This is a genomic window from Amycolatopsis tolypomycina (assembly GCF_900105945.1).
GTDB lineage: Bacteria > Actinomycetota > Actinomycetes > Mycobacteriales > Pseudonocardiaceae > Amycolatopsis > Amycolatopsis tolypomycina.
Genome location: NZ_FNSO01000004.1, coordinates 6,056,497 through 6,075,000, shown reverse-complemented (window position 1 = coordinate 6,075,000; position 18,504 = coordinate 6,056,497). Strand labels below are relative to the sequence as shown.

Here is an 18,504-nt window from a genome sequence, read left to right as displayed (position 1 = left end):
CCAGACAACCAGGAGGTTGGCTTAGAAGCAGCCACCCTTGAAAGAGTGCGTAATAGCTCACTGGTCAAGTGGTCCTGCGCCGACAATGTAGCGGGGCTTAAGCACACCGCCGAAGCTGTGTCATTCGTGCAATACATCGGCTTCACTCCTTGAGGGTGTTGTCTAGTGGCACGGATGGGTAGGGGAGCGTCCTGCATCCAGGGAAGCGGCGGCGGAAGCCAGTCGTGGAGGGTGTGGGAGTGAGAATGCAGGCATGAGTAGCGAATGCAGAGTGAGAAACTCTGCCGCCGGATGACCAAGGGTTCCTGGGCCAGGCTAATCCGCCCAGGGTAAGTCGGGACCTAAGGCGAGGCCGACAGGCGTAGTCGATGGACAACGGGTTGATATTCCCGTACCCGAGCATGTGCGCCCATGACGAGGCGTTTGATACTAACCACCCAAAGCCATCGCCCAATGTCTTCGGACGGAGGGTGGTGTGTGGAGCGTGGGACCTGATTTCGTAGTAGTCAAGCGATGGGGTGACGCAGGAAGGTAGCTCCGCCAGGCGATGGTTGTCCTGGTATAAGCGTGTAGGCCGGAACATAGGCAAATCCGTGTTCCATGAGGCTGAGACGTGATGTGTAGCCGTTTGAGGCGAAGTAGAGTGATCCTATGCTGCCGAGAAAAGCCTCTAGTGAGTGCATGCACGGCCCGTACCCCAAACCAACACAGGTGGTCAGGTAGAGAATACCAAGGCGATCGGGTGAACTGTGGTTAAGGAACTCGGCAAAATGCCCCCGTAACTTCGGGAGAAGGGGGGCCAAACATCCTGAAGCTTTTTACAGGCTAGGGGTGGGTGGCCGCAGAGACCAGCGGAAAGCGACTGTTTACTAAAAACACAGGTCCATGCGAAGTCGCAAGACGATGTATATGGACTGACGCCTGCCCGGTGCTGGAACGTTAAGAGGACCGGTTAGCCTTTCGGGGCGAAGCTGAGAATTTAAGCGCCAGTAAACGGCGGTGGTAACTATAACCATCCTAAGGTAGCGAAATTCCTTGTCGGGTAAGTTCCGACCTGCACGAATGGCGTAACGACTTTCCGGCTGTCTCAACCACAGGCCCGGCGAAATTGCACTACGAGTAAAGATGCTCGTTACGCGCGGCAGGACGGAAAGACCCCGGGACCTTTACTATAGTTTGGTATTGGTTTTCGGTTCGGCTTGTGTAGGATAGGTGGGAGACTGTGAAGCGGCAACGCTAGTTGTTGTGGAGTCGTTGTTGAAATACCACTCTGGTCGAATTGGGAATCTGAACCTCGGACCATGATCTGGTTCAGGGACAGTGCCTGATGGGTAGTTTAACTGGGGCGGTTGCCTCCTAAAGAGTAACGGAGGCGCCCAAAGGTTCCCTCAGCCTGGTTGGCAATCAGGTGTTGAGTGCAAGTGCACAAGGGAGCTTGACTGTGAGACAGACATGTCGAGCAGGGACGAAAGTCGGGACTAGTGATCCGGCACCTCCTGGTGGAAGGGGTGTCGCTCAACGGATAAAAGGTACCCCGGGGATAACAGGCTGATCTTGCCCAAGAGTCCATATCGACGGCATGGTTTGGCACCTCGATGTCGGCTCGTCGCATCCTGGGGCCGGAGTAGGTCCCAAGGGTTGGGCTGTTCGCCCATTAAAGCGGCACGCGAGCTGGGTTTAGAACGTCGTGAGACAGTTCGGTCCCTATCCGCCGCGCGCGTAGGATACTTGAGGAAGGCTGTCCCTAGTACGAGAGGACCGGGACGGACGAACCTCTGGTGTGCCAGTTGTTCTGCCAAGGGCATGGCTGGTTGGCCACGTTCGGAAGGGATAACCGCTGAAGGCATCTAAGCGGGAAGCCTGTTCCAAGATGAGGTATCCCACCCTTTGTGGGTTAAGGCCCCCAACAGACCATTGGGTTGATAGGCCAGAAATGGAAGCACAGTAATGTGTTGTCGAGTTGACTGGTACTAATAGGCCGAGGACTTGCCTACGAAGATGTTACGCATCCACTCTACGGTTCTGAGACACCATGCGTGTTTCGTAGTGTTTCGGTGGTTATAGCGTCAGGGAAACGCCCGGTCCCATTCCGAACCCGGAAGCTAAGCCTGACAGCGCCGATGGTACTGCAACCGAAGGGTTGTGGGAGAGTAGGACACCGCCGAACTTACTTTGAAGGAAGGGCCCCGGTCGAGACGGAAACGTCTCCCGGGGCCTTTCTCCATTTCACGACATACCCAAGGAACGGGCCGGCCGAGCTTCACCCCTGCTCGGCCGGACGCCGCAACAGGTAGGTGTCCATGATCCACCCGTGCCGCTCCCGGGCTTCCGCCCGCGTCTCCCGGATCCGGGCGGCGAGCGCGGCCGTCAGCGGGCCCGACACGAGCACCTCGTCCGGCGTGCCCACGTACGCCCCCCAATAGATCTGCAGCCCCTCGTCGACGTACCGGTCGAACGTCGTGTGCGCGTCGAGCAGCACGAACACGTCGTCCGCGCCGGCCGGCCAGCCCTCCGCCAGGCGGCGGCCCGTGGTCAGCTGGACCGCGCGGCCGATCTGGTTCATCGTCGTCCGGTGCCGGGCCACCAGTGCCGAGATGCTGCTGATCCCCGGCACGACCTCGTAGTCGAACTCCACGTTGCCGCGCGCCAGCACCGCCTCGATCAACGCGATCGTGCTGTCGTACAGCGACGGGTCGCCCCACACCAGGAACGCCCCCGACTCCGCCGGACCCAGCTCCGTCCGGATCAACTCCTCGTACACCTCGGCGCGCGCGGCGTGCCAGTCGGCGACCGCCTGGCGGTAGTCCGCCGGCGTGCGGTCGCGCGGCGGGTCCTGGGCGAGCACCACCCGGTACCCCGGCCGCGTCACGAACCGGTCGAGGATCTGCTCGCGCAGCCGGACCAGGTCCGCCTTCTCCGTCCCCTTGTCGAGCACGAAGAACACGTCGACGCGGTTGAGGCGGTCGATCGCCTGCACCGTCAGGTGCTCCGGGTCGCCGGCACCGATTCCGATCGCGTAGAGCTTGCGCATCCCGCGAGTCTGGCGGGCCCCGCTGCGGAACCCCTACCCCCGATGGGTATAAAGGAAGGAGGACGAAAGGACGGGGCGATGACCGAAGCGACCTACACCGTCGAGGGCATGACCTGCGGACACTGCGCGACCTCGGTCCGCGAGGAGGTGTCCGAGCTCGACGGCGTCCGGCAGGTGGACGTCGACGTCGAGAGCGGCCGCGTCACCGTGACCAGCGACACGCCGCTGACCACCGACGCCGTCGCCGCGGCCGTCACCGAGGCCGGATACCGCCTGGTCGCCTAGCCATGACCGCCGCGCCAGCCACCAGCGTCGAGCTCGCCATCGGCGGGATGACGTGCGCGTCCTGCGCCGCCCGCGTCGAGCGCAAGCTCAACAAGGTCGACGGCGTGACCGCCACCGTCAACTACGCGACGGAAAAAGCGCGGGTCACCTACCCCGGCCGGCTCTCGGTCGACGACCTCAAGGCCGTCGTCGAGGCCGCCGGATACTCCGCGCGGCTGCCCGAACCCGAGACGCCCGACGAGACGCCCGCCCTGCGCAAGCGTTTGCTCATCGCGGCGGCCCTGACCGTCCCGCTCGTGGCCCTCGCGATGGTCCCCGCCTTTCAGTTCGACCACTGGCCGTGGGTCTCGCTCGCCCTCGCCGCCCCGGTCGTGACGTGGGGCGCCTGGCCGTTCCACCGCGCCGCCGCGGTCAACCTGCGCCACCTCACCGCCACGATGGACACGCTGATCTCCCTCGGCGTCGTCGCGTCGGTGGGCTGGTCGCTCTACGCGCTCTTCTCCGGCATGGCACACCTGTACTTCGAGGTGGCCGCCGCGATCACCACGTTCATCCTGGCCGGTCGCTACTTCGAGGCCCGGTCGAAGCGCCGCGCCGGGGCCGCCCTGCGCGCGCTCATGGACCTCGGCGCGAAGGACGTCACGGTCGTCCGCGACGGCGAAGAGCACCTCGTCCCGATCGACGACCTCCGCGAAGGCGACGTCTTCGCGGTCCGGCCGGGCGAGAAGATCGCCACCGACGGCGTGGTCGCCGAGGGCGGCTCCGCGGTCGACACGAGCATGCTCACCGGCGAGTCCGTCCCGGTCGAGGTCGGGCCGGGGGACGCGGTCACCGGCGCCACCGTCAACGTCGGCGGGCGGCTGCTCGTGCGCGCGACCCGCGTCGGCGCGGACACGCGGCTCGCCCAGATGGCCCGGCTGGTCGAGGCCGCGCAGAACGGCAAGGCCGAGGTCCAGCGCCTCGCCGACCGGGTCTCGGCGGTGTTCGTCCCGGCGGTCGTCTTCGCGGCGCTGGCCACGCTGGTGGTCTGGCTCGCGACGGGCGGGAGTGCCGAGCCGGCGTTCACCGCCGCCGTCGCGGTGCTGATCATCGCCTGCCCGTGCGCGCTCGGCCTCGCCACGCCGACCGCCCTGCTCGTCGGCACCGGCCGCGGCGCGCAGCTGGGCATCCTCATCAAGGGCCCCGAGGTGCTCGAGTCCACCCGGCGCGTCGACACCGTCGTGCTCGACAAGACCGGCACCGTCACCACGGGCACGATGACGCTCGTCGAAGGCGACGGCGAAGTCCTGCGGCTGGCGGGCGCCGTCGAGGCCGCCTCCGAGCACCCGATCGGGCGCGCCATCGCGGCCGCCGCCCGGGAGCGGTTCGGCACGCTGCCCGCCGTCACCGAGTTCCGCGGCACGCCGGGCGTCGGCGTCACCGGCGTGGTCGAGGGGCGCGTCGTGAGCGTCGGCCGGGCCGCGGGCGGGGACGCGACCACGGTCGCCGCGAGCTGGGACGGCGAGGTCCGCGGCACCCTCGTCGTCGCCGACACGATCAAGCCGACGTCGGCGCGGGCCGTCGAGGAGCTGCGCGCCCTCGGCCTCACGCCGGTGCTGCTGACCGGCGACAACGCGGGCGTGGCCCGGAAGATCGCCGCCGAGGCGGGCATCGACGAGGTCGTCGCCGAGGTGCTGCCCGAGGGCAAGGTCGACGTCGTCAAGCGGCTGCAGGCCGAGGGCCGCGTGGTGGCGATGGTCGGCGACGGCGTCAACGACGCGGCCGCGCTCGCCCAAGCCGACCTGGGCCTGGCCATGGGCACCGGCACCGACGCGGCCATCGAGGCGAGCGACCTCACGCTGGTCCGCGGCGACCTGCGGGCCGCGGGCGACGCGATCCGCCTGGCCCGCCGCACCCTCGCCACGATCAAGGGCAACCTGTTCTGGGCGTTCGCCTACAACGTCGCCGCGGTGCCGCTGGCGGCGCTCGGGCTGCTCAACCCGATGATCGCGGGCGCGGCGATGGCCTGCTCGTCGGCGTTCGTGGTGAGCAACAGCCTCCGGTTGCGCCGCTTCCGGTGAACCCCCGGAGGGTATAGTCGCCAGGTGAGGGATGCCGACGACGGGACAGGTGGGGCGATGACGGGTTACGGCGGCGACCGGGAGGCCTATCTCAAGCGCCTGCGCCGGATCGAGGGGCAGATCCGCGGGCTGCAGCGCATGGTCGAGCAGGACAAGTACTGCATCGACATCCTCACCCAGGTCTCCGCGGCGACGAAGGCGCTGCAGTCGTTCTCGCTCGAGCTCCTCGACGAGCACCTCGCGACCTGCGTCGTGCAGGCCGCCGCCGCGGGCGGCGAGGAGGCCGACCTGAAGGTCCGCGAGGCCTCGGACGCGATCGCGCGGCTCGTCCGCTCCTAGCTCACCGGAGTACTTACCGGAGCACGACGACCAGGGTGAGGCCGCCCGCGTTCGTCGTGAAGTGCACGATCACCGACGCCAGCACACCGCGGCCGAAGTGACGCCACAGGTGCAGGAAGATCCCGGCGACGCCCGCCGCGGCCATCGCCAGCACCTGCAGCACCACGACCGGCGTGGCGCCGAACAGCGCGTGCACGGCGGCGTTGCGGCCGATGGCGAGCGCCGGCAGCGCGTGCCAGAGCCCGAACAGCGCCGCCGAGCAGAGGATCGGCGGCCAGCGCCACCGCTCGTCGGTCGCCCCGAACAGGCCCGGCAGCACCCCGCGGAACGCGACCTCCTCGATGAGGACCGTGCCGAAGAGGATCCGCCCGCACGTCAGCCACAGCAGCTGCGCGAGATCGGGGTCGCCGACACGGCCGTCCTGGTAGACGGTCCGCAGTCCCGGCACGGCCACCGCGATGCCGAACACGAGAGCAACGGCGGCCGCGCCGAGCAGGCCGACGAGCGCGGGCCGCCGGAGGCCGCGCAGCCCCAGGTCGGTCCACGAGCACCCGGCCGCCCGGCCCAGCGCGACCAGCACCAGCGCGGCCACCAGGCCGCACACCGGATAGGCCCAGCCGGGCAGCACCCGGTTGGCCAAGGTCGTCGACGCGGCCAGCGTGCCGACGGCCGCGACCAGGGCGAGCACCCGCCCGGCGGACCAGCTCACGGGATGGTGTCCCGCGAGGTCAGGGCGGCGGTGGGTGGGTCGGGCCGCGGTTCGCGCAGCTCGGCCGCGGGGGAGATGGTCGAGGTCGGGTTCGAGGCCGGGACCGGGGCTTGGGCCTGGGCCTGGGCTTGGGCCGGGGCTTGGGCTTGGGCTTGGGCTTGGGCTTGGGCTTGGGCCGGGGCTTGGGCTTGGGCCGGGGCTTGGGCCGGGGTCGGGGTCGGGGTCCGCGGCCGGTCGGTGGCGTCGGCCGGGATGTCCGGCTTCCTCGGGGTCTTCGCGGCCACGGTCGAGCCGGGGCGGGCCGGGTCGGTGCCGCAGGTGGGGCGGGCGCCCGCGGCCGACGCCGTGACCAGCGCGGACCGCGCGAGGCCCGCCAAGGTCAGCCGACCGCGTCGGAGAGGTCGCCGGCCGGGGACCGCCGCTGGACGGGCACTCTCTTCGACATCGGCAGGGTGGCTTCGGGATCGAAGGGGGCGGGCCGATCGTCGAGCGCAACGGCGGCTTCGGACAGCAACCCGCGGCAGCCGAGCAGGGTGGCTTGCAGCCGGTCGCGGACTTCACTGAGGGCGGCGACCTCGCCTTCGGCCGCCTTGACCAGCGATTCGCTGCGCCGCTCGGCCTCGGCGACGAGTTGCTCGGCCTCGGCTTTGGCGGCCGCGAGCTGGTCTTCGCGGCGGCGCTTGGCCTCGGCGGCGAGTTCCTCGGCTTCGGCCTTGGCAGCCGCGAGCTGGCGTTCGCCGTCGGTGATGAAGTCTTGGCGTTGGCGTTCGGCGGCGGCGGTGACCTCTTCGGCCTTGGCCTTGGCCGTCGCGAGGTGGTGTTCGGCCGTGGTCACCAGGTGGTCCGCCTTGGCGCGGGCGGCCGCTTCCTGCTCGGCCAGCTCGCGCATCGAGGCGGCGCGGCGGACCGTCATCGCGCGCGTGTGGTCCTCCTCCAGCTGGGCCCTGCGGTGGGCCGCGGCCTCGTCGAGCTCGCGGCGGCGCTGCTCGGCCGCGCGCACGAACTCCTCGTGCTCGGCGCGCCGGCGCTCCCGCTCGGCCTCCGCCTCGGCGACCAGCGCGCGCTCCTTCTCCGTCAGCCGCACGGCCTCCTGTTCCGCCTCGCGGCGGGTGCGTTCGGCGGCTTCCGTTGCGCGCGCGGTGATTTCCGCCGCTTCCTCGCGGGTGAGCTCGATCATCCGGCGGGACCGCTCCTGCAGCGCGTCCGGGGCGATCGGTGTCCGGCTGATCCGGTCGATCTTCGCCCGGAGCTCCCCGTTTTCCTCCGCGAGGGTGGCCACGCGCTGCCTCGCGGCTTCGCGTTCGGCGGTGAGTCTGCGCATCTCGGCCTCGGCCCAAGCGACGTACTCGGTGACCTGCGCGCGCTGAAAACCGCGCCACGCCAGGTCGAATTCGGGTCGCGTGCGCACCTCGTCCTCGCCACCGCCGGGGGCCATGCCTCACCTCCGAATTGGATGGTTTCTCCTCGGCCGCACGTTTTCCTTGCGGCACCGGGAATTTCCGTGCGCACTCCAGTGTGCCGCAAACCCGCCCCCGCGCGCCGCCCGGGCGGGTGATCATTCGTCGAGCGGTTCTCCGGGACCGGTGGACGTGCTCCGCACGCCCGGCAGTTCGGCGAGCTCGGCGGCCAGGTCGTACAGGTCGCCGCGGCCGTCGAGCCGCAGTGTGACGACCGCGATCCGTTGTCCCTCTTCGGAAACCGTGACATCCGGGCCTTCGCCCCGGGCCGGGGGCTTCGCCACCCGGACCCCCCAATCAGGTTCGTGCTCGACCTCGACGTGATGGACGACCCACCCCCGTCCGGTGCACGCCGCCAGTGCCGCGCGCAGCACTCCTTGACCGTCGAGGTAGCTCAGCCGCACCACCGGGGGCTCGCGGCGGTGGCGCGCGACGAACCGCTGCAACGGCGGGAAGCCGCGCGTCACCACGAAGTGCCCGATCGTCGTGCCGACCGCCAGCACCGGCAGCCCGGCGCCGCAGGCGGTGCCGACCGCGGCGGTGAGCCAGATCGTCGCCGCCGTCGTCAGGCCGCGGACGGCGTCGCGGCGGACGAAGATCAGGCCGCCGCCGATGAAGCCGATGCCGGACACGATCTGCGCGGCGATCCGCGACGGGTCGAGCGAGACGTGGTCGCTGCTCAGCAGGTCGGCGAAGCCGTACTTCGACACGAGCATGAACACCGCCGACCCGACGCCGACCAGGCTGTGCGTGCGCAGCCCGGCGGCTTTCATGCCCGCTTCGCGTTCGAGCCCGATGGCGACGCTCAGCACGAGCGCGAGCACCACCGGCGGCAGCAGGTCCCACTGCGCCGGCGTGGACCACAGCGTCGACAACGTCTTGACCTCCTCTTCCCGTGACGGCACGCGGGGAGAACCGCGGTGGCCGTCACCTCGGCATACTGGGCCGGAAGCACCGATCGTGCCAGGTGGAGGGGGACCCGTGACACCGAGCCGGACCGTCCCGGCGCCGGACTTCGTGGGCTACCCCGCGGTGCGGCGCGGCATTCGCACGCTGCTGGACGCGCACCCCGGCGCGCTCGCGCGGCCGGTCCCGGCGTGTCCGGAGTGGACCGTCGCCGACCTGCTCGGCCACCTCGCCGAGATCGCCGAGCGCGTGCTCGTCCGCCACGGCGGCACCCCGCCCGAGCCCGCCGCGGACCCGCTCGACCGCTGGGACGCCGCCGGCGCACTGCTCGACCCGCTGCTCGCGGGCGCGGGCGGGCGCAGCGGCGAGATCATGGTGATGGACGCCTACACCCACGAACTCGACCTCCGCGCGGCCCTCGGCGTACCGCCGCCGCGGACGCACGTGGCCGCCGCGGCGAGCGTGGACGTGCTGGTCCGCGGCCTGTCGGGCTCGATCGTCCGCCTCGGGCTCCCGGCATTGCGCCTGCGCACAACGGACGGCGAGGAGTGGCTGGCGGGCGAAGGCCGCCCGGCGGCGACGCTGACGGCTCCCGCTCACGACCTCTGCCGCGCGCTCGCCGGCCGCCGTTCCCACGCCCAGCTGGCGGCGTTCGACTGGAGCGGGCCGCCGGAGCCGTGGCTGCCCGCGTTCAGCTGGGGCCCGTTCAGCCCGCCCCCGCACCCGGGTGCCTGACCGGACGCCGTGAAAGGGTCGTTCATGACGTCGGGCGCACTGAACGACCCTTTCATGACGTTCTCAGCCGCCGGGTGGGGTTACCGTCAGCAAGGCCGCCAGTGCCAGCACCACCACGCTGAGCAGCACCTCCACCCCGACCGCGAGCCGCAGCTTGCGGACGTCGGCGGTCACCACGGCCGTGGCGCCGTCGGCCGGTGCCGGGGCCAGGCCCCGGCGGACCGCGCGGCGTGATCGGCTCGCCACCAGCAGCAGGATCGCGAGGCCCGCGATCTTCAGCAGCACCAGCAGCCCGAACTTCGTGGTCCAGAGCGTCTCCAGGGACGGCATGATCCGCAACGCCAGTACCGCGCCGCTGAGGGCGATCGCCGTCACCGAGCCGGCCGCGATGCGGGAGAAGCGCGTTGCCACCGCCGTGAGGTCCTCGCCGTCGGCCGGGCGGTGCAGGCACAGGGCCAGCTGGACCAGGCCGCCTGCCCACAACGCGATCGCCCCGAAGTGCACCAGGTCGGCCGTCACCGAGACGAACATGATCGGGTCCGAGACCGGGTGGCCGGTTGCCGAGAACGTCAGCAGCACGAGGAAGCCGGTCACCATGGCGACGTTCTCGTAGCGGGACCGCAGCCGGTCCGGCAGGCCCGGCCGCAGCAGGCGGGGCAGCAGCACGGTCAGCGCGGCGAGCGCCGCCAGCCGCAGGAGCAGCAGCTTGCCGTAGGCGACGCGCAGCGTGTCGGCCAGCAGTCCCGTGTCGAACACGGCTTCGAGTCCGCGCCCGGCCGCGTACGGGCCCTGCAGCACGAACGTCGCCACCGTGGCCGCCGCGACCAGGCCCGATCCCCAGTACAGCAGGCGGCGGGCGCGCCGGTCGGTCCGGCCCGCCGGGCGACACAGCACCAGGAACGCCAGCCCGCCGAGCAGCACCACGCCGACGTAGGCCAGCCAGCGCACGGTCGTCGAGACGGCGTCGACCGCCGCGTCCGTGCCGGTGGCCGCGGACACCGCGCCCGCCGACGTCACCAGCGGGCCGGTGCCGACGACGAACGCGAACGTGCCGCGCACCGGGTGCGAGTCCGCCGAGACGAAGGCGTATTCGACGAGGTAGCTGCCGTCCGGCAGGTCCGGCTGCAGCCGGACGCCGACCTGCTCGGCGACGTCGCCGGGCTGGAACACCGGCCCGGAGTCCACCTGGCGGCCGGTCAGGTCGACGACCTTGATCGAGCCGGGCTGGATGCCGACGTTCTCCGACAGCGTGATCGACACCAGGGACGGCGCCGCGCTCAGGCGGGCGCCGTCCCCGGGGGTCGACGAGAGGACCTCGACGTGCGCCGAAGCCGGAGTGGCGCCGAGCACCAGCCAGCCGAGGAGGAAGGCCAGCAGGGCCAGCGCGCGCTTCACGCGGCGAGCGCGGGCTGCTTCGGCGCCCCGCAGGAGCAGCCGGTCAGCTTGCGTTCGGCGGCGGAGGCGCGCCGGTGCAGGATGACCGCGACGACCATCGGGATGGTGACGATCGTGTTGTAGAACAGGTGCAGCTCGACCCGCGGCACGAGCAGCTGGATGACGCTGGTCGGCACCTTCGCCCCGGCCAGCCGCCAGCCGCTCTGCGCCTGGATGAACAGCAGCAGGTGCTCGATGTGGTGCCAGAACTGGAGGCCGAGCGCGAGGTTCCACCACTGCCGCGAGCGGCCCGCGAAGCCGTGCCGCAGCACCCACAGGAACACCAGCATCACGAGTGCGTAGCCGTAGTGCAGCCATTCCTGGGAGATCAGCCACGGGAACGGGACGCCGAGCACCCCCCGCGCGCGGGACGTCGGCCAGCCGAAGCCGTAGATCTGGACGGCCTGCACGATGTGCTCCGCCCAGTGCGCGACGACGATGATCATGAACGCGGCGAGCGCCCGGTTGTGGTACTTCCCGTTCAACGTCCCCAGGAAGCCGGCCGGCCGAACGAACTCGGAGGTCGACATGTGCTGCCCCTTCTCGACAGGGCCGAAAGATCGGCCGCATCGACCATAAATGCCGGGACGCCCGGTTTCGTTACTCCGGATTGCCCATCTTTCCGGCCCCGCGACGACGAAAAACCGGCCGGAACGCCCCCTGCGCGCCCGGCCGGCTCTCGTCGCCCAGCCCCTGGATGTCAGTGGAAGGCGATGCCGTCCGGCAGCTCCGGCTTCGGCGGGATCCGGAACAGCTTGGTGAACAGCTCGAGGTGCGCGAAGTCGCCTTCGATCCGCACCCGGCCCGAAGCCAGCGCCTCGGACGCGGTGAGCTGGCCGTTGACCAGGTCGATCAGCTCCGGGCCCTGCGGCTCGATGACCAGGTCCGCGGCGGGGTGCTCGCCCGAGCCGACCTTCAGGGTGCCGTCGTCGATCATCGCGTGGATGATCAGCGAGTCGTGGTGGCGCAGGACGTAGGTGACGTGCACGCCGGCCGCGGCTTCCTGCTGGAACGTCGTGTAGAGCGAGAGGATGGCGGCGTCGTTGGTGAAGACGTCGTCGTCCTTCGGGTGCCCGAGCGACCGCGCGCCCCACAGGCCCAGGTCGAGCAGGATGTGGTCGAGCTCGCTGCCGTACTCGGTCAGCTCGTAGACCAGGCTCGCGTCCAGCTGCGGCAGCACGCGGCGGCGGATGACGCCGGCCTGCTCCAGCTCGTTGAGCCGGGCGGACAGGATGCTGGCCGGGATCCGCGGCAGGCCGAGCTGCAGCTCGGTGAACCGCTTCGGGCCGAGCACGAGGTCGCGGATGACCAGCATGGACCAGCGCTCCCCGACGATCTCGAGGGCACGCGCGAGGCCGCAGAACTGTCCATAGGTGCGAGTGGTCGTCATACTCGGTCCTCACTTGTGGTCTCAGTCGGTGGGCCGGGGCGGGTGCCCGCGGGGCTGTGCCCTCGCGATCCAGGTTGACGAACGACCGGCGGTGCCGACCAGTGCGCGATGCACCCCTCACCCATGCGTTACGCGCGAATCCGCATGCGTTTTGCACATCCCGATCGGTGCGCGGCGCACTGGTCGCAGGTCGGCGCGCCGGAGAAGAATTCGGGTTCTCGGATCGCGCGCACGGGATGAGGAGCCTCAAATGACCGGTTCGGCCGTGCAACCCGCCCCGCCCCGCACGCTCACCGCCACACCGCCCGCCGCCGGCCCCCCGGTGCTCGCGTTCAAGCGGCACCTGCGCGCCGAAGTGCGGGCGGGCAAGGGCGCGTACCTCTTCTCCGAACAGGGGGTGATCTCGATGCGAGGGGCGCGCATCGAATCGCTCGCGCCCCTGCTCGACGGCACCCGCGAACTCGGCGAGGTGCTCACGGCCCGGCCGGACGGGATGACACCCGAGGAGGTCGCCGCGATCGTGGCCGAGCTGGTGGACGCCGGCCTGGTCTCGGTGCGCCCGGCCCCGGGCCCGGCCGTCGACGAGCGGGAGCTCGCGTACTGGGACGCGTGCGGCGTCGACGCGCCGTCGGCCGCGTCCCGCGACACCCGCCGCGAAGTCCGGCTGCTGGCCGTCGGCGACGACGTCGACACCCGGCCCGTGGTGCGTGCGCTGGCCGACGCCGGGCTCGAGGTCGCGCCGTCCGGCTCGGCCGCCGACGAGGCCGACCTCAGCATCGTGCTGTGCACCGACTACCTCGACCCGCGTCTGGGCGAGCTCGACGCCGAACACCGGCGGACCGGCCGCCCGTGGCTGCTGGCCCGGCCGTTCGCCGCGCAGGTGTGGATCGGGCCGATCCTGCGGCCCGGCGAGTCGGCGTGCTGGCACTGCCTGACCAACCGGCTCTGGGGGCACCGGCACGCGGAGGCCTGCGCCCAGGAGCTGCTCGGCCACGAAGGGCCCGCGCGCCGCCCGGCCGCCGCGCTGCCGTCGCTGACCGCCGCCGCGGCGCACCTGATCGCGCTCGAGGCCAGCAAGTGGCTGGCCGGCTACCGCCACGGCGGCCAGGAGAGCGTCTGGGTGCTCGACACGCTGGACCTGCAGGGCAAGCTGCACGAGCTGCGCCGCCGTCCGCAGTGCCCCGAGTGCGGGGACGCCACGCTGGTGGCCGCGCGCGCGGAGCTCCCGATCCGGCTCGCGCCCGCCCGCAAGACCACCTCGACCGGCGGCGGCCACCGCACCTTGACGCCGGCCCAGACCCTCGAGCGCTACCGGCACCTGGTCAGCCCGGTCACCGGGATCATCCGGGACGTCCGGCCGGACCCGGCGGCGCCGCCGTTCGTCAACGCCTACCGGTCGGGGTTCAACGTCGCCCGCGGGATGACCGGCGTCGCCGGGATGCAGGCCGGGCTGCGCAGCGAGAACGGCGGCAAGGGGGTCAGCCCGATCGACGCCGAGGTCGGTGCGCTCTGCGAGGCCGTGGAACGCTTCTCCGGCAACTACCAGGGCGACGAGCAGCGCATCCGGGCGTCGTTCGACGAGCTCGGCGCGGCGGCCGTGCACCCCAACGACTGCATGCTCTTCGCCGAACGCCAGTACCGCGAGCGGGCCGAGTGGAACGCCACGCACGGCCTGTTCCAGCACATCGCCCCCCGGTTCGACACCACGGCCCGTATCGACTGGACCCCGGTCTGGTCGCTGTCCGGGCAGCGGCGGCTGCTGCCGACCGGGTACCTGTACTACGGCGTGCCCGCCGAATGCGGTGTCCGCGGACTGCACGCGGACTCCAACGGCGCGGCGGCCGGGAGCAGCCTCGAGGACGCCGTCCTCCAGGGCACGCTCGAGCTCGTCGAGCGGGACGCCGTCGCGCTCTGGTGGTACAACCGCACGCCGATGCCGGGGCTGGACCTCGGCTCCTTCGGCGACAGCTGGCTGGAGGAGATGGCAGGCAACTACGCCGGGCTGGGCCGGGAACTGTGGGCCCTCGACCTGACGTCCGATCTCGGCGTGCCCGTCTTCGTCGCGATCTCGCGCCGCACGGACGGACCCCACGAGCACATCATGTTCGGCTTCGGCGCCCACCTCGACCCGCGGATCGCCGTGCGGAGAGCGGTGACGGAGCTGAACCAGATGATCCCGGACCTGCTCGAACTGGGCCACGCCGTGGACGACCCGGACACCGCGCGGTGGCTGGAGTACGCGACCGTCGCCAACCAGCCCTACCTGCGCCCGGCCGCCGGCGAGCGGACGCGGACACTGGCCGACTTCCGGTTCGTCCACCGGCCGGACGTGCGCGACGACGTCGAAGCGCTGGCCAGGACGCTGGCGGCGGCGGGCAGTGACCTGCTGGTGCTCGACCAGACCCGGCCCGACGTCGGCCTGCCGGTGGTCAAGGTGCTGGCTCCCGGACTGCGGCCGTTCTGGGCCCGGTACGCTCCCGGCCGGTTGTTCGACGTTCCGGTGCGGCTGGGTCGGCTCGCCGAGCCGACGCCTTACGAGCGGCTCAATCCGTTCCCCATGTTCCTGTAGCACACTGCGTGCATCGAACGGCGATTTCGTCGTGGGTATAGGAGTTTGCGTTGACTGCCGAGAGCCCGCAGGGGCACGCCGAAACGGTCCGGCTGTGGTCGTTGACCGAAGACACGCTGATCGAGGCCGGTGACGACGGGTCACTCGTGGCGATCACCTGGTGGGGCGAGTACGAATTCCCCGGCGCGGCCGACGGGGTGCGCGAATCCCTCGGCAGGCTCGCGCTGGGACCGGTGTCGATGGCGAACCTCGCGGTTCCGGGCCAGGCCGCCGGCAGCGACCAGTGGCGGCTTTCCCTGCGCAAGATCCTCACCCGGCTGTCCGGGTCGGTGGTGCACTCCCTCGCCCTCAACGACGGGCGCGGGCCGGTGCTTTCGGCGATCCCGGTGACCCAGTTCCCGGTGTTCCCCGACCGGCCGCTCCCACCCGGCCGCCAGGTGCGGCTGTCGCGGTTCACGGCGTTGCGCGCCGACGAGGGCGCGCTGCTGGCCGAGTCGCCGGGGGCGCGGTACAAGGTCGCGCTGTTCCGCCCGCCCGCGATCGCGATCGCCTCCGCACTGGCTTCCCCGGCGACGGTCGAGCAGCTGGCCGAGACCACCGGCGTGCCGGTGCCGGTGGTGGCCGACGTGGTCGAGTTCCTCGTCGCCGCCGGAGTGGTGCTGCTGGGCGACGCCGAAGGCCGTTTCATCGAGCACGGCGACCCGGACACGGCGATCTGGTCGCACGACGACCTGATGTTCCACGCGCGCAGCCGCACCTGGCAGAAGGGCCCGCCGCCGGACCCCGGCGTCGGCCGCACCGGGGCCGAGCCCCCGGTGGTCAAGCCGGTGACGGCGGGCCCGACGTTCCCGCTGCCCCGCCCCGACCCGCTGGCACTCCCCGACCGCGACCCGACCCTGACCGCGCTGCTGGAGACCGACCTCGCCTGCCCGGACTTCAGCGAACGGCCGCTGTCGGCCAGGCAGATCGGCGAGTTCCTGTTCCGCACCGCGCGGGTGCGCTCGGTGGGCCCGGCCCACCTGCCCGGCGGGCCGGCGCACGAGGCGTCCCAGCGGCCGTACTTCAGCGTGGCCTGCCTGTACGAGCTGGAGATCTACGTCGGCATCAACCGCTGCACGGACCTGGCGCCCGGGATCTACCACTACGACCCCCTGTGGCACACGCTGACGCTGATCAACGACGACGCGGCGGTGCTGGACAACCTCCTGGACATGGCGATGATCGCGGCGGGGAGTCATCGCCGCCCGTCGGCGTTGCTGACGATGACGGCGCGGATGGCCCGGATCGCCTGGGTGCTGGGCGGGGCGGCGTACGCGACCACGTTGCTGCACCTGGGTGCGTTGCAGCAGGTCTTCTCGCTGGCGGCCCGGGCGATGGGCCTGGCCGCGCACGCGGTCCCGGTGGATTCCGGGGACCGGGTGGACCGGGCGTTGAAGCTGGAGTGGCCTGCCGAGGTCAGTGTCGGGGAGTGCGTGCTGGACTTCCCCGAGTAGCGGAAGCGGGCCGGCCGGCGGGAAAATCCCCCGTGGTGGCGAGCCGGATCCTCAGGAACGGCTGTTAGATTGCAGTCTTGGGGAAGTGGCTGCGTTTCTGGGAGGCGCCGCGTGGTCGTCACTGCGAGAGCGCCTGACGTGAGAGTCCGATCGCCGTATTCGCGGAGGGCAAAGGGAGCAACGCGATCGCGTTCGGATACCGTCGTTCCGCTGGCGGGGAAGGCTTTTCCGGCCCGGCTCGTCTACACCGTGCATGCCGGGGTCTGCTTCGGGATCGGCGTGCTCGGCCTGCTGGGTCCGCTGCGGGACGTCCGGTCCTGGCCCGTTTCGCTCGTCGCGGCCGGGTATGCCGTGGCGCTCATCGCCGTGCACCTGGTCGGGTTCGGGTACGGGCGCATCCGCTTCCGAGGGCCCGCGCTCGCCCTGCAGGCCGTGCTGGGGCTGGTGCCCGTCTTCCAGCTCGGCGTCGCCTGGAGCGTGCTCAGCAGCTTCTTCGTCGGCAGCGTGCTCCTCGTGGCCAAGCCGCTCGTGTCGCTGCCCGTCCTGGTGTTCGTCTCGAGCGGGGTCGGTGTTATGTCGGCCAGGGCCGGGGCCGGGCCGTCCATAGCGGACGGTCTGCACGGTGCGGCGCTCACCGCCGTCGCCGCCGGCGCCGTGTTCGGGCTGGCCTGGTTCGTGCGGCTGGCCGCCGAACGCGAGAACGGGCGGCGCGAGCTGACCACCCGGGTCGTCGCCGAGGAGCGGATGCGCTTCAGCCGCGACACGCACGACCTGCTCGGGCTGAGCCTGTCGGCCATCACGCTCAAGGTCGAGCTGATCCGGCGGCTCGTCGACGCCCAGCCGGCGCAGGCCCAGCAGGAGCTCACCGAGCTGGTGACCATGTCCCGCCAGGCGCTCGCCGACGTCCGCTCGGTGGCGGCCGGTCAGCGGGAGCTGTCGCTGGCGGACGAGTGCGCCGCCGCGGCCGCGGTGCTGACCTCGGCCGGGGTGACCGTCCGGTTCGACCCGGTGCTGCCCGAAGGACTTCCCGAGGCCGTGGCCACGACGTTCGCCACCGTGCTGCGCGAGAGTGTCACCAACGTCGTGCGGCACAGCAAGGCGACCTGGTGCGAGTTCGCCTTCGGCGCCGGTGGCGGCGAGGCGTGGCTGACGGTGGCGAACGACGGCGTCGTGCCGGGCGAAGCCGAGCCGTGCGAAGAGGAGCACGGCTCGGGGCTGCGGAACCTCGCCCACCGCGTCAGCCTGCACGGGGGCGAGCTCACGGCGGGGGCGGGGCCCGGGGGGACGCACCTGCTGCGCGCGAGCGTCCCGCTGGAGCTGTTCGGAGTGGGGGCGCGGAGCTGGTTCGACCCGTTCAGAGCCATTCGGCGTCGGTGGCGATCCTGATCGCGTGCACCCGGTTGCGGGCGTTGAGCTTGGTGACCGACGCGGCCAGGTAGTTGCGGACCGTGCCGGGGGAGAGGAAGAGGTCCGCCGCGATGTCGGCGACGTTGCGCCCGCGCGCGGCGAGCGCGAGGATCTCCAGCTCGCGCGGGGTGAGCGGGCAGTCGTCGGCCTCCCAGGCGGACAGCGCGAGCTCGCTGTCGATCACCCGCCTGCCGATCGCGACCGACCGGACCGCGTTGGCGAGCTTGTCCGACGGCGCGTCCTTGAGCAGGAAGCCGTTGACCTTGGCGTCCAGCGCGCGCCGGACCGTGCCCGGGCGGCCGAGGCTGGTCAGGATCAGCGTGTGGCACTCCGGCAGGTGCTCGTGGATCTCGGCGGCCGCGGTCAGCCCGTCCTTGCCGGGCAGGTCGATGTCGATCACGGCGACGTCCGGCCGGGTGGACTTGGCGGCGGGCAGGATCTCGTCACCGGAGTCCACTTCGGCGACGACCTCGATGTCGGATTCGAGGCTCAGCAGAGCGACGAGGGCACCGCGGACCATGTCCATGTCTTCGGCAAGCAGAACCTTGATCACGTCGTTCCTCGCTTCCCCCAGTCGAGCTATTTCCCCGTGCGGAATTGTACGCCATTGGGCGATCCCGCCGGAGGATTCGCCGGTCGCTCCCGCGCGACCGGCGGCGTGAATCGGCAGCCGAATTTCCGGCCGCGGC

At 71.0% G+C, this 18,504-nt stretch carries 16 protein-coding genes and 2 rRNA genes (1 of these 18 only partly in view); 9 read left to right on the top strand and 9 right to left on the bottom strand.

Features of this window, described 5'->3' with window-relative positions:
- Positions 1 to 1,994, top strand: a 23S ribosomal RNA gene (locus BLW76_RS37425); it begins 1,123 nt to the left of the window's first position.
- 56 nt (positions 1,995 to 2,050) lie between these two features.
- A 5S ribosomal RNA gene (rrf, locus tag BLW76_RS37420) occupies positions 2,051 to 2,167 on the top strand.
- Positions 2,168 to 2,260: 93 nt separating this feature from the next.
- On the opposite strand, the gene cobF is transcribed toward rrf, so the two are convergent.
- Entirely contained in the window at positions 2,261 to 3,031 is a 771-nt protein-coding gene (cobF, locus tag BLW76_RS37415; protein ID WP_091316513.1) for a precorrin-6A synthase (deacetylating), read from the bottom strand.
- A 78-nt stretch (positions 3,032 to 3,109) separates the two neighbouring features.
- Between cobF and BLW76_RS37410 the strand changes: the two genes are divergently transcribed.
- The 3 genes from BLW76_RS37410 to BLW76_RS37400 are packed head-to-tail and all read left to right on the top strand — an operon-like array spanning position 3,110 to position 5,715.
- Positions 3,110 to 3,316, top strand: a complete 207-nt coding sequence (locus BLW76_RS37410; RefSeq protein ID WP_091316511.1) for a heavy-metal-associated domain-containing protein — start codon at positions 3,110 to 3,112, stop codon at positions 3,314 to 3,316.
- 2 nt (positions 3,317 to 3,318) lie between these two features.
- A complete protein-coding gene (locus BLW76_RS37405) occupies positions 3,319 to 5,376 on the top strand; it encodes a heavy metal translocating P-type ATPase (protein ID WP_091316509.1) in 2,058 nt (685 codons plus the stop codon).
- Between the two features lie 57 nt (positions 5,377 to 5,433).
- Positions 5,434 to 5,715 (top strand): metal-sensitive transcriptional regulator, encoded by a 282-nt coding sequence (locus BLW76_RS37400; RefSeq protein WP_091316508.1) that lies wholly within the window; start codon positions 5,434 to 5,436, stop codon positions 5,713 to 5,715.
- Positions 5,716 to 5,728: 13 nt separating this feature from the next.
- On the opposite strand, the gene BLW76_RS37395 is transcribed toward BLW76_RS37400, so the two are convergent.
- From BLW76_RS37395 to BLW76_RS37380, 4 genes are all read right to left on the bottom strand, one after another.
- Entirely contained in the window at positions 5,729 to 6,424 is a 696-nt protein-coding gene (locus BLW76_RS37395; protein ID WP_091316506.1) for a CPBP family intramembrane glutamic endopeptidase, read from the bottom strand.
- A complete protein-coding gene (locus BLW76_RS37390; RefSeq protein WP_091316504.1) occupies positions 6,421 to 6,801 on the bottom strand; it encodes a hypothetical protein in 381 nt (126 codons plus the stop codon). Before BLW76_RS37390 ends, BLW76_RS37395 begins: the two co-directional genes overlap by 4 nt.
- Before the next feature lie 2 nt (positions 6,802 to 6,803).
- Positions 6,804 to 7,859 (bottom strand): coiled-coil domain-containing protein, encoded by a 1,056-nt coding sequence (locus BLW76_RS37385; protein ID WP_091316503.1) that lies wholly within the window; start codon positions 7,857 to 7,859, stop codon positions 6,804 to 6,806.
- 120 nt (positions 7,860 to 7,979) lie between these two features.
- On the bottom strand, positions 7,980 to 8,786 hold the full coding sequence (locus BLW76_RS37380; protein WP_425266038.1) for an MgtC/SapB family protein: 807 nt from the start codon (positions 8,784 to 8,786) through the stop codon (positions 7,980 to 7,982).
- Between the two features lie 76 nt (positions 8,787 to 8,862).
- Here BLW76_RS37380 and BLW76_RS37375 point away from each other — a divergent pair, with 76 nt between their 5' ends.
- Positions 8,863 to 9,522: a maleylpyruvate isomerase family mycothiol-dependent enzyme gene (locus BLW76_RS37375; protein WP_091316501.1), complete on the top strand. Its 660-nt coding sequence runs from the start codon at positions 8,863 to 8,865 to the stop codon at positions 9,520 to 9,522.
- Between the two features lie 63 nt (positions 9,523 to 9,585).
- On the opposite strand, the gene BLW76_RS37370 is transcribed toward BLW76_RS37375, so the two are convergent.
- The 3 genes from BLW76_RS37370 to BLW76_RS37360 all read right to left on the bottom strand — a co-directional run bounded on the left by BLW76_RS37370 (position 9,586) and on the right by BLW76_RS37360 (position 12,346).
- A complete protein-coding gene (locus BLW76_RS37370) occupies positions 9,586 to 10,917 on the bottom strand; it encodes a copper resistance CopC/CopD family protein (RefSeq protein WP_091316500.1) in 1,332 nt (443 codons plus the stop codon).
- A complete protein-coding gene (locus BLW76_RS37365) occupies positions 10,914 to 11,486 on the bottom strand; it encodes a hypothetical protein (RefSeq protein WP_091316498.1) in 573 nt (190 codons plus the stop codon). The genes BLW76_RS37370 and BLW76_RS37365 overlap by 4 nt, the downstream gene beginning before the upstream one ends.
- 170 nt (positions 11,487 to 11,656) lie before the next feature.
- The gene (locus tag BLW76_RS37360) at positions 11,657 to 12,346 is read right to left on the bottom strand and encodes a winged helix-turn-helix transcriptional regulator (protein WP_091316496.1); all 690 of its coding nucleotides are present in this window, start codon (positions 12,344 to 12,346) and stop codon (positions 11,657 to 11,659) included.
- A 250-nt stretch (positions 12,347 to 12,596) separates the two neighbouring features.
- On the opposite strand from BLW76_RS37360, the gene BLW76_RS37355 reads away from it, so the two are divergent.
- The 3 genes from BLW76_RS37355 to BLW76_RS37345 all read left to right on the top strand — a co-directional run bounded on the left by BLW76_RS37355 (position 12,597) and on the right by BLW76_RS37345 (position 17,794).
- Entirely contained in the window at positions 12,597 to 14,915 is a 2,319-nt protein-coding gene (locus BLW76_RS37355; protein ID WP_091316494.1) for a TOMM precursor leader peptide-binding protein, read from the top strand.
- Positions 14,916 to 14,965: 50 nt separating this feature from the next.
- The gene (locus BLW76_RS37350; RefSeq protein ID WP_091316492.1) at positions 14,966 to 16,408 is read left to right on the top strand and encodes a SagB/ThcOx family dehydrogenase; all 1,443 of its coding nucleotides are present in this window, start codon (positions 14,966 to 14,968) and stop codon (positions 16,406 to 16,408) included.
- 249 nt (positions 16,409 to 16,657) lie between these two features.
- A complete protein-coding gene (locus tag BLW76_RS37345) occupies positions 16,658 to 17,794 on the top strand; it encodes a sensor histidine kinase (protein ID WP_091316491.1) in 1,137 nt (378 codons plus the stop codon).
- Here BLW76_RS37345 and BLW76_RS37340 read toward each other — a convergent pair.
- Positions 17,763 to 18,368, bottom strand: coding sequence for a response regulator transcription factor (locus tag BLW76_RS37340; RefSeq protein WP_091316489.1), 606 nt, complete (start codon positions 18,366 to 18,368; stop codon positions 17,763 to 17,765). The genes BLW76_RS37345 and BLW76_RS37340 overlap by 32 nt on opposite strands.
- Positions 18,369 to 18,504 lie beyond the last annotated feature (136 nt).

Bases quoted from the DNA above. Each gene is read 5' to 3' on its own strand.
- BLW76_RS37385 (WP_091316503.1), bottom strand. From the start codon at position 7,859: ATGGCCCCCGGCGGTGGCGAGGACGAGGTGCGCACGCGACCCGAATTC.
- BLW76_RS37410 (WP_091316511.1), top strand. From the start codon at position 3,110: ATGACCGAAGCGACCTACACCGTCGAGGGCATGACCTGCGGACACTGC.
- BLW76_RS37405 (WP_091316509.1), top strand. From the start codon at position 3,319: ATGACCGCCGCGCCAGCCACCAGCGTCGAGCTCGCCATCGGCGGGATG.
- BLW76_RS37355 (WP_091316494.1), top strand. From the start codon at position 12,597: ATGACCGGTTCGGCCGTGCAACCCGCCCCGCCCCGCACGCTCACCGCC.
- BLW76_RS37365 (WP_091316498.1), bottom strand. From the start codon at position 11,486: ATGTCGACCTCCGAGTTCGTTCGGCCGGCCGGCTTCCTGGGGACGTTG.
- BLW76_RS37360 (WP_091316496.1), bottom strand. From the start codon at position 12,346: ATGACGACCACTCGCACCTATGGACAGTTCTGCGGCCTCGCGCGTGCC.
- BLW76_RS37400 (WP_091316508.1), top strand. From the start codon at position 5,434: ATGACGGGTTACGGCGGCGACCGGGAGGCCTATCTCAAGCGCCTGCGC.
- cobF (WP_091316513.1), bottom strand. From the start codon at position 3,031: ATGCGCAAGCTCTACGCGATCGGAATCGGTGCCGGCGACCCGGAGCAC.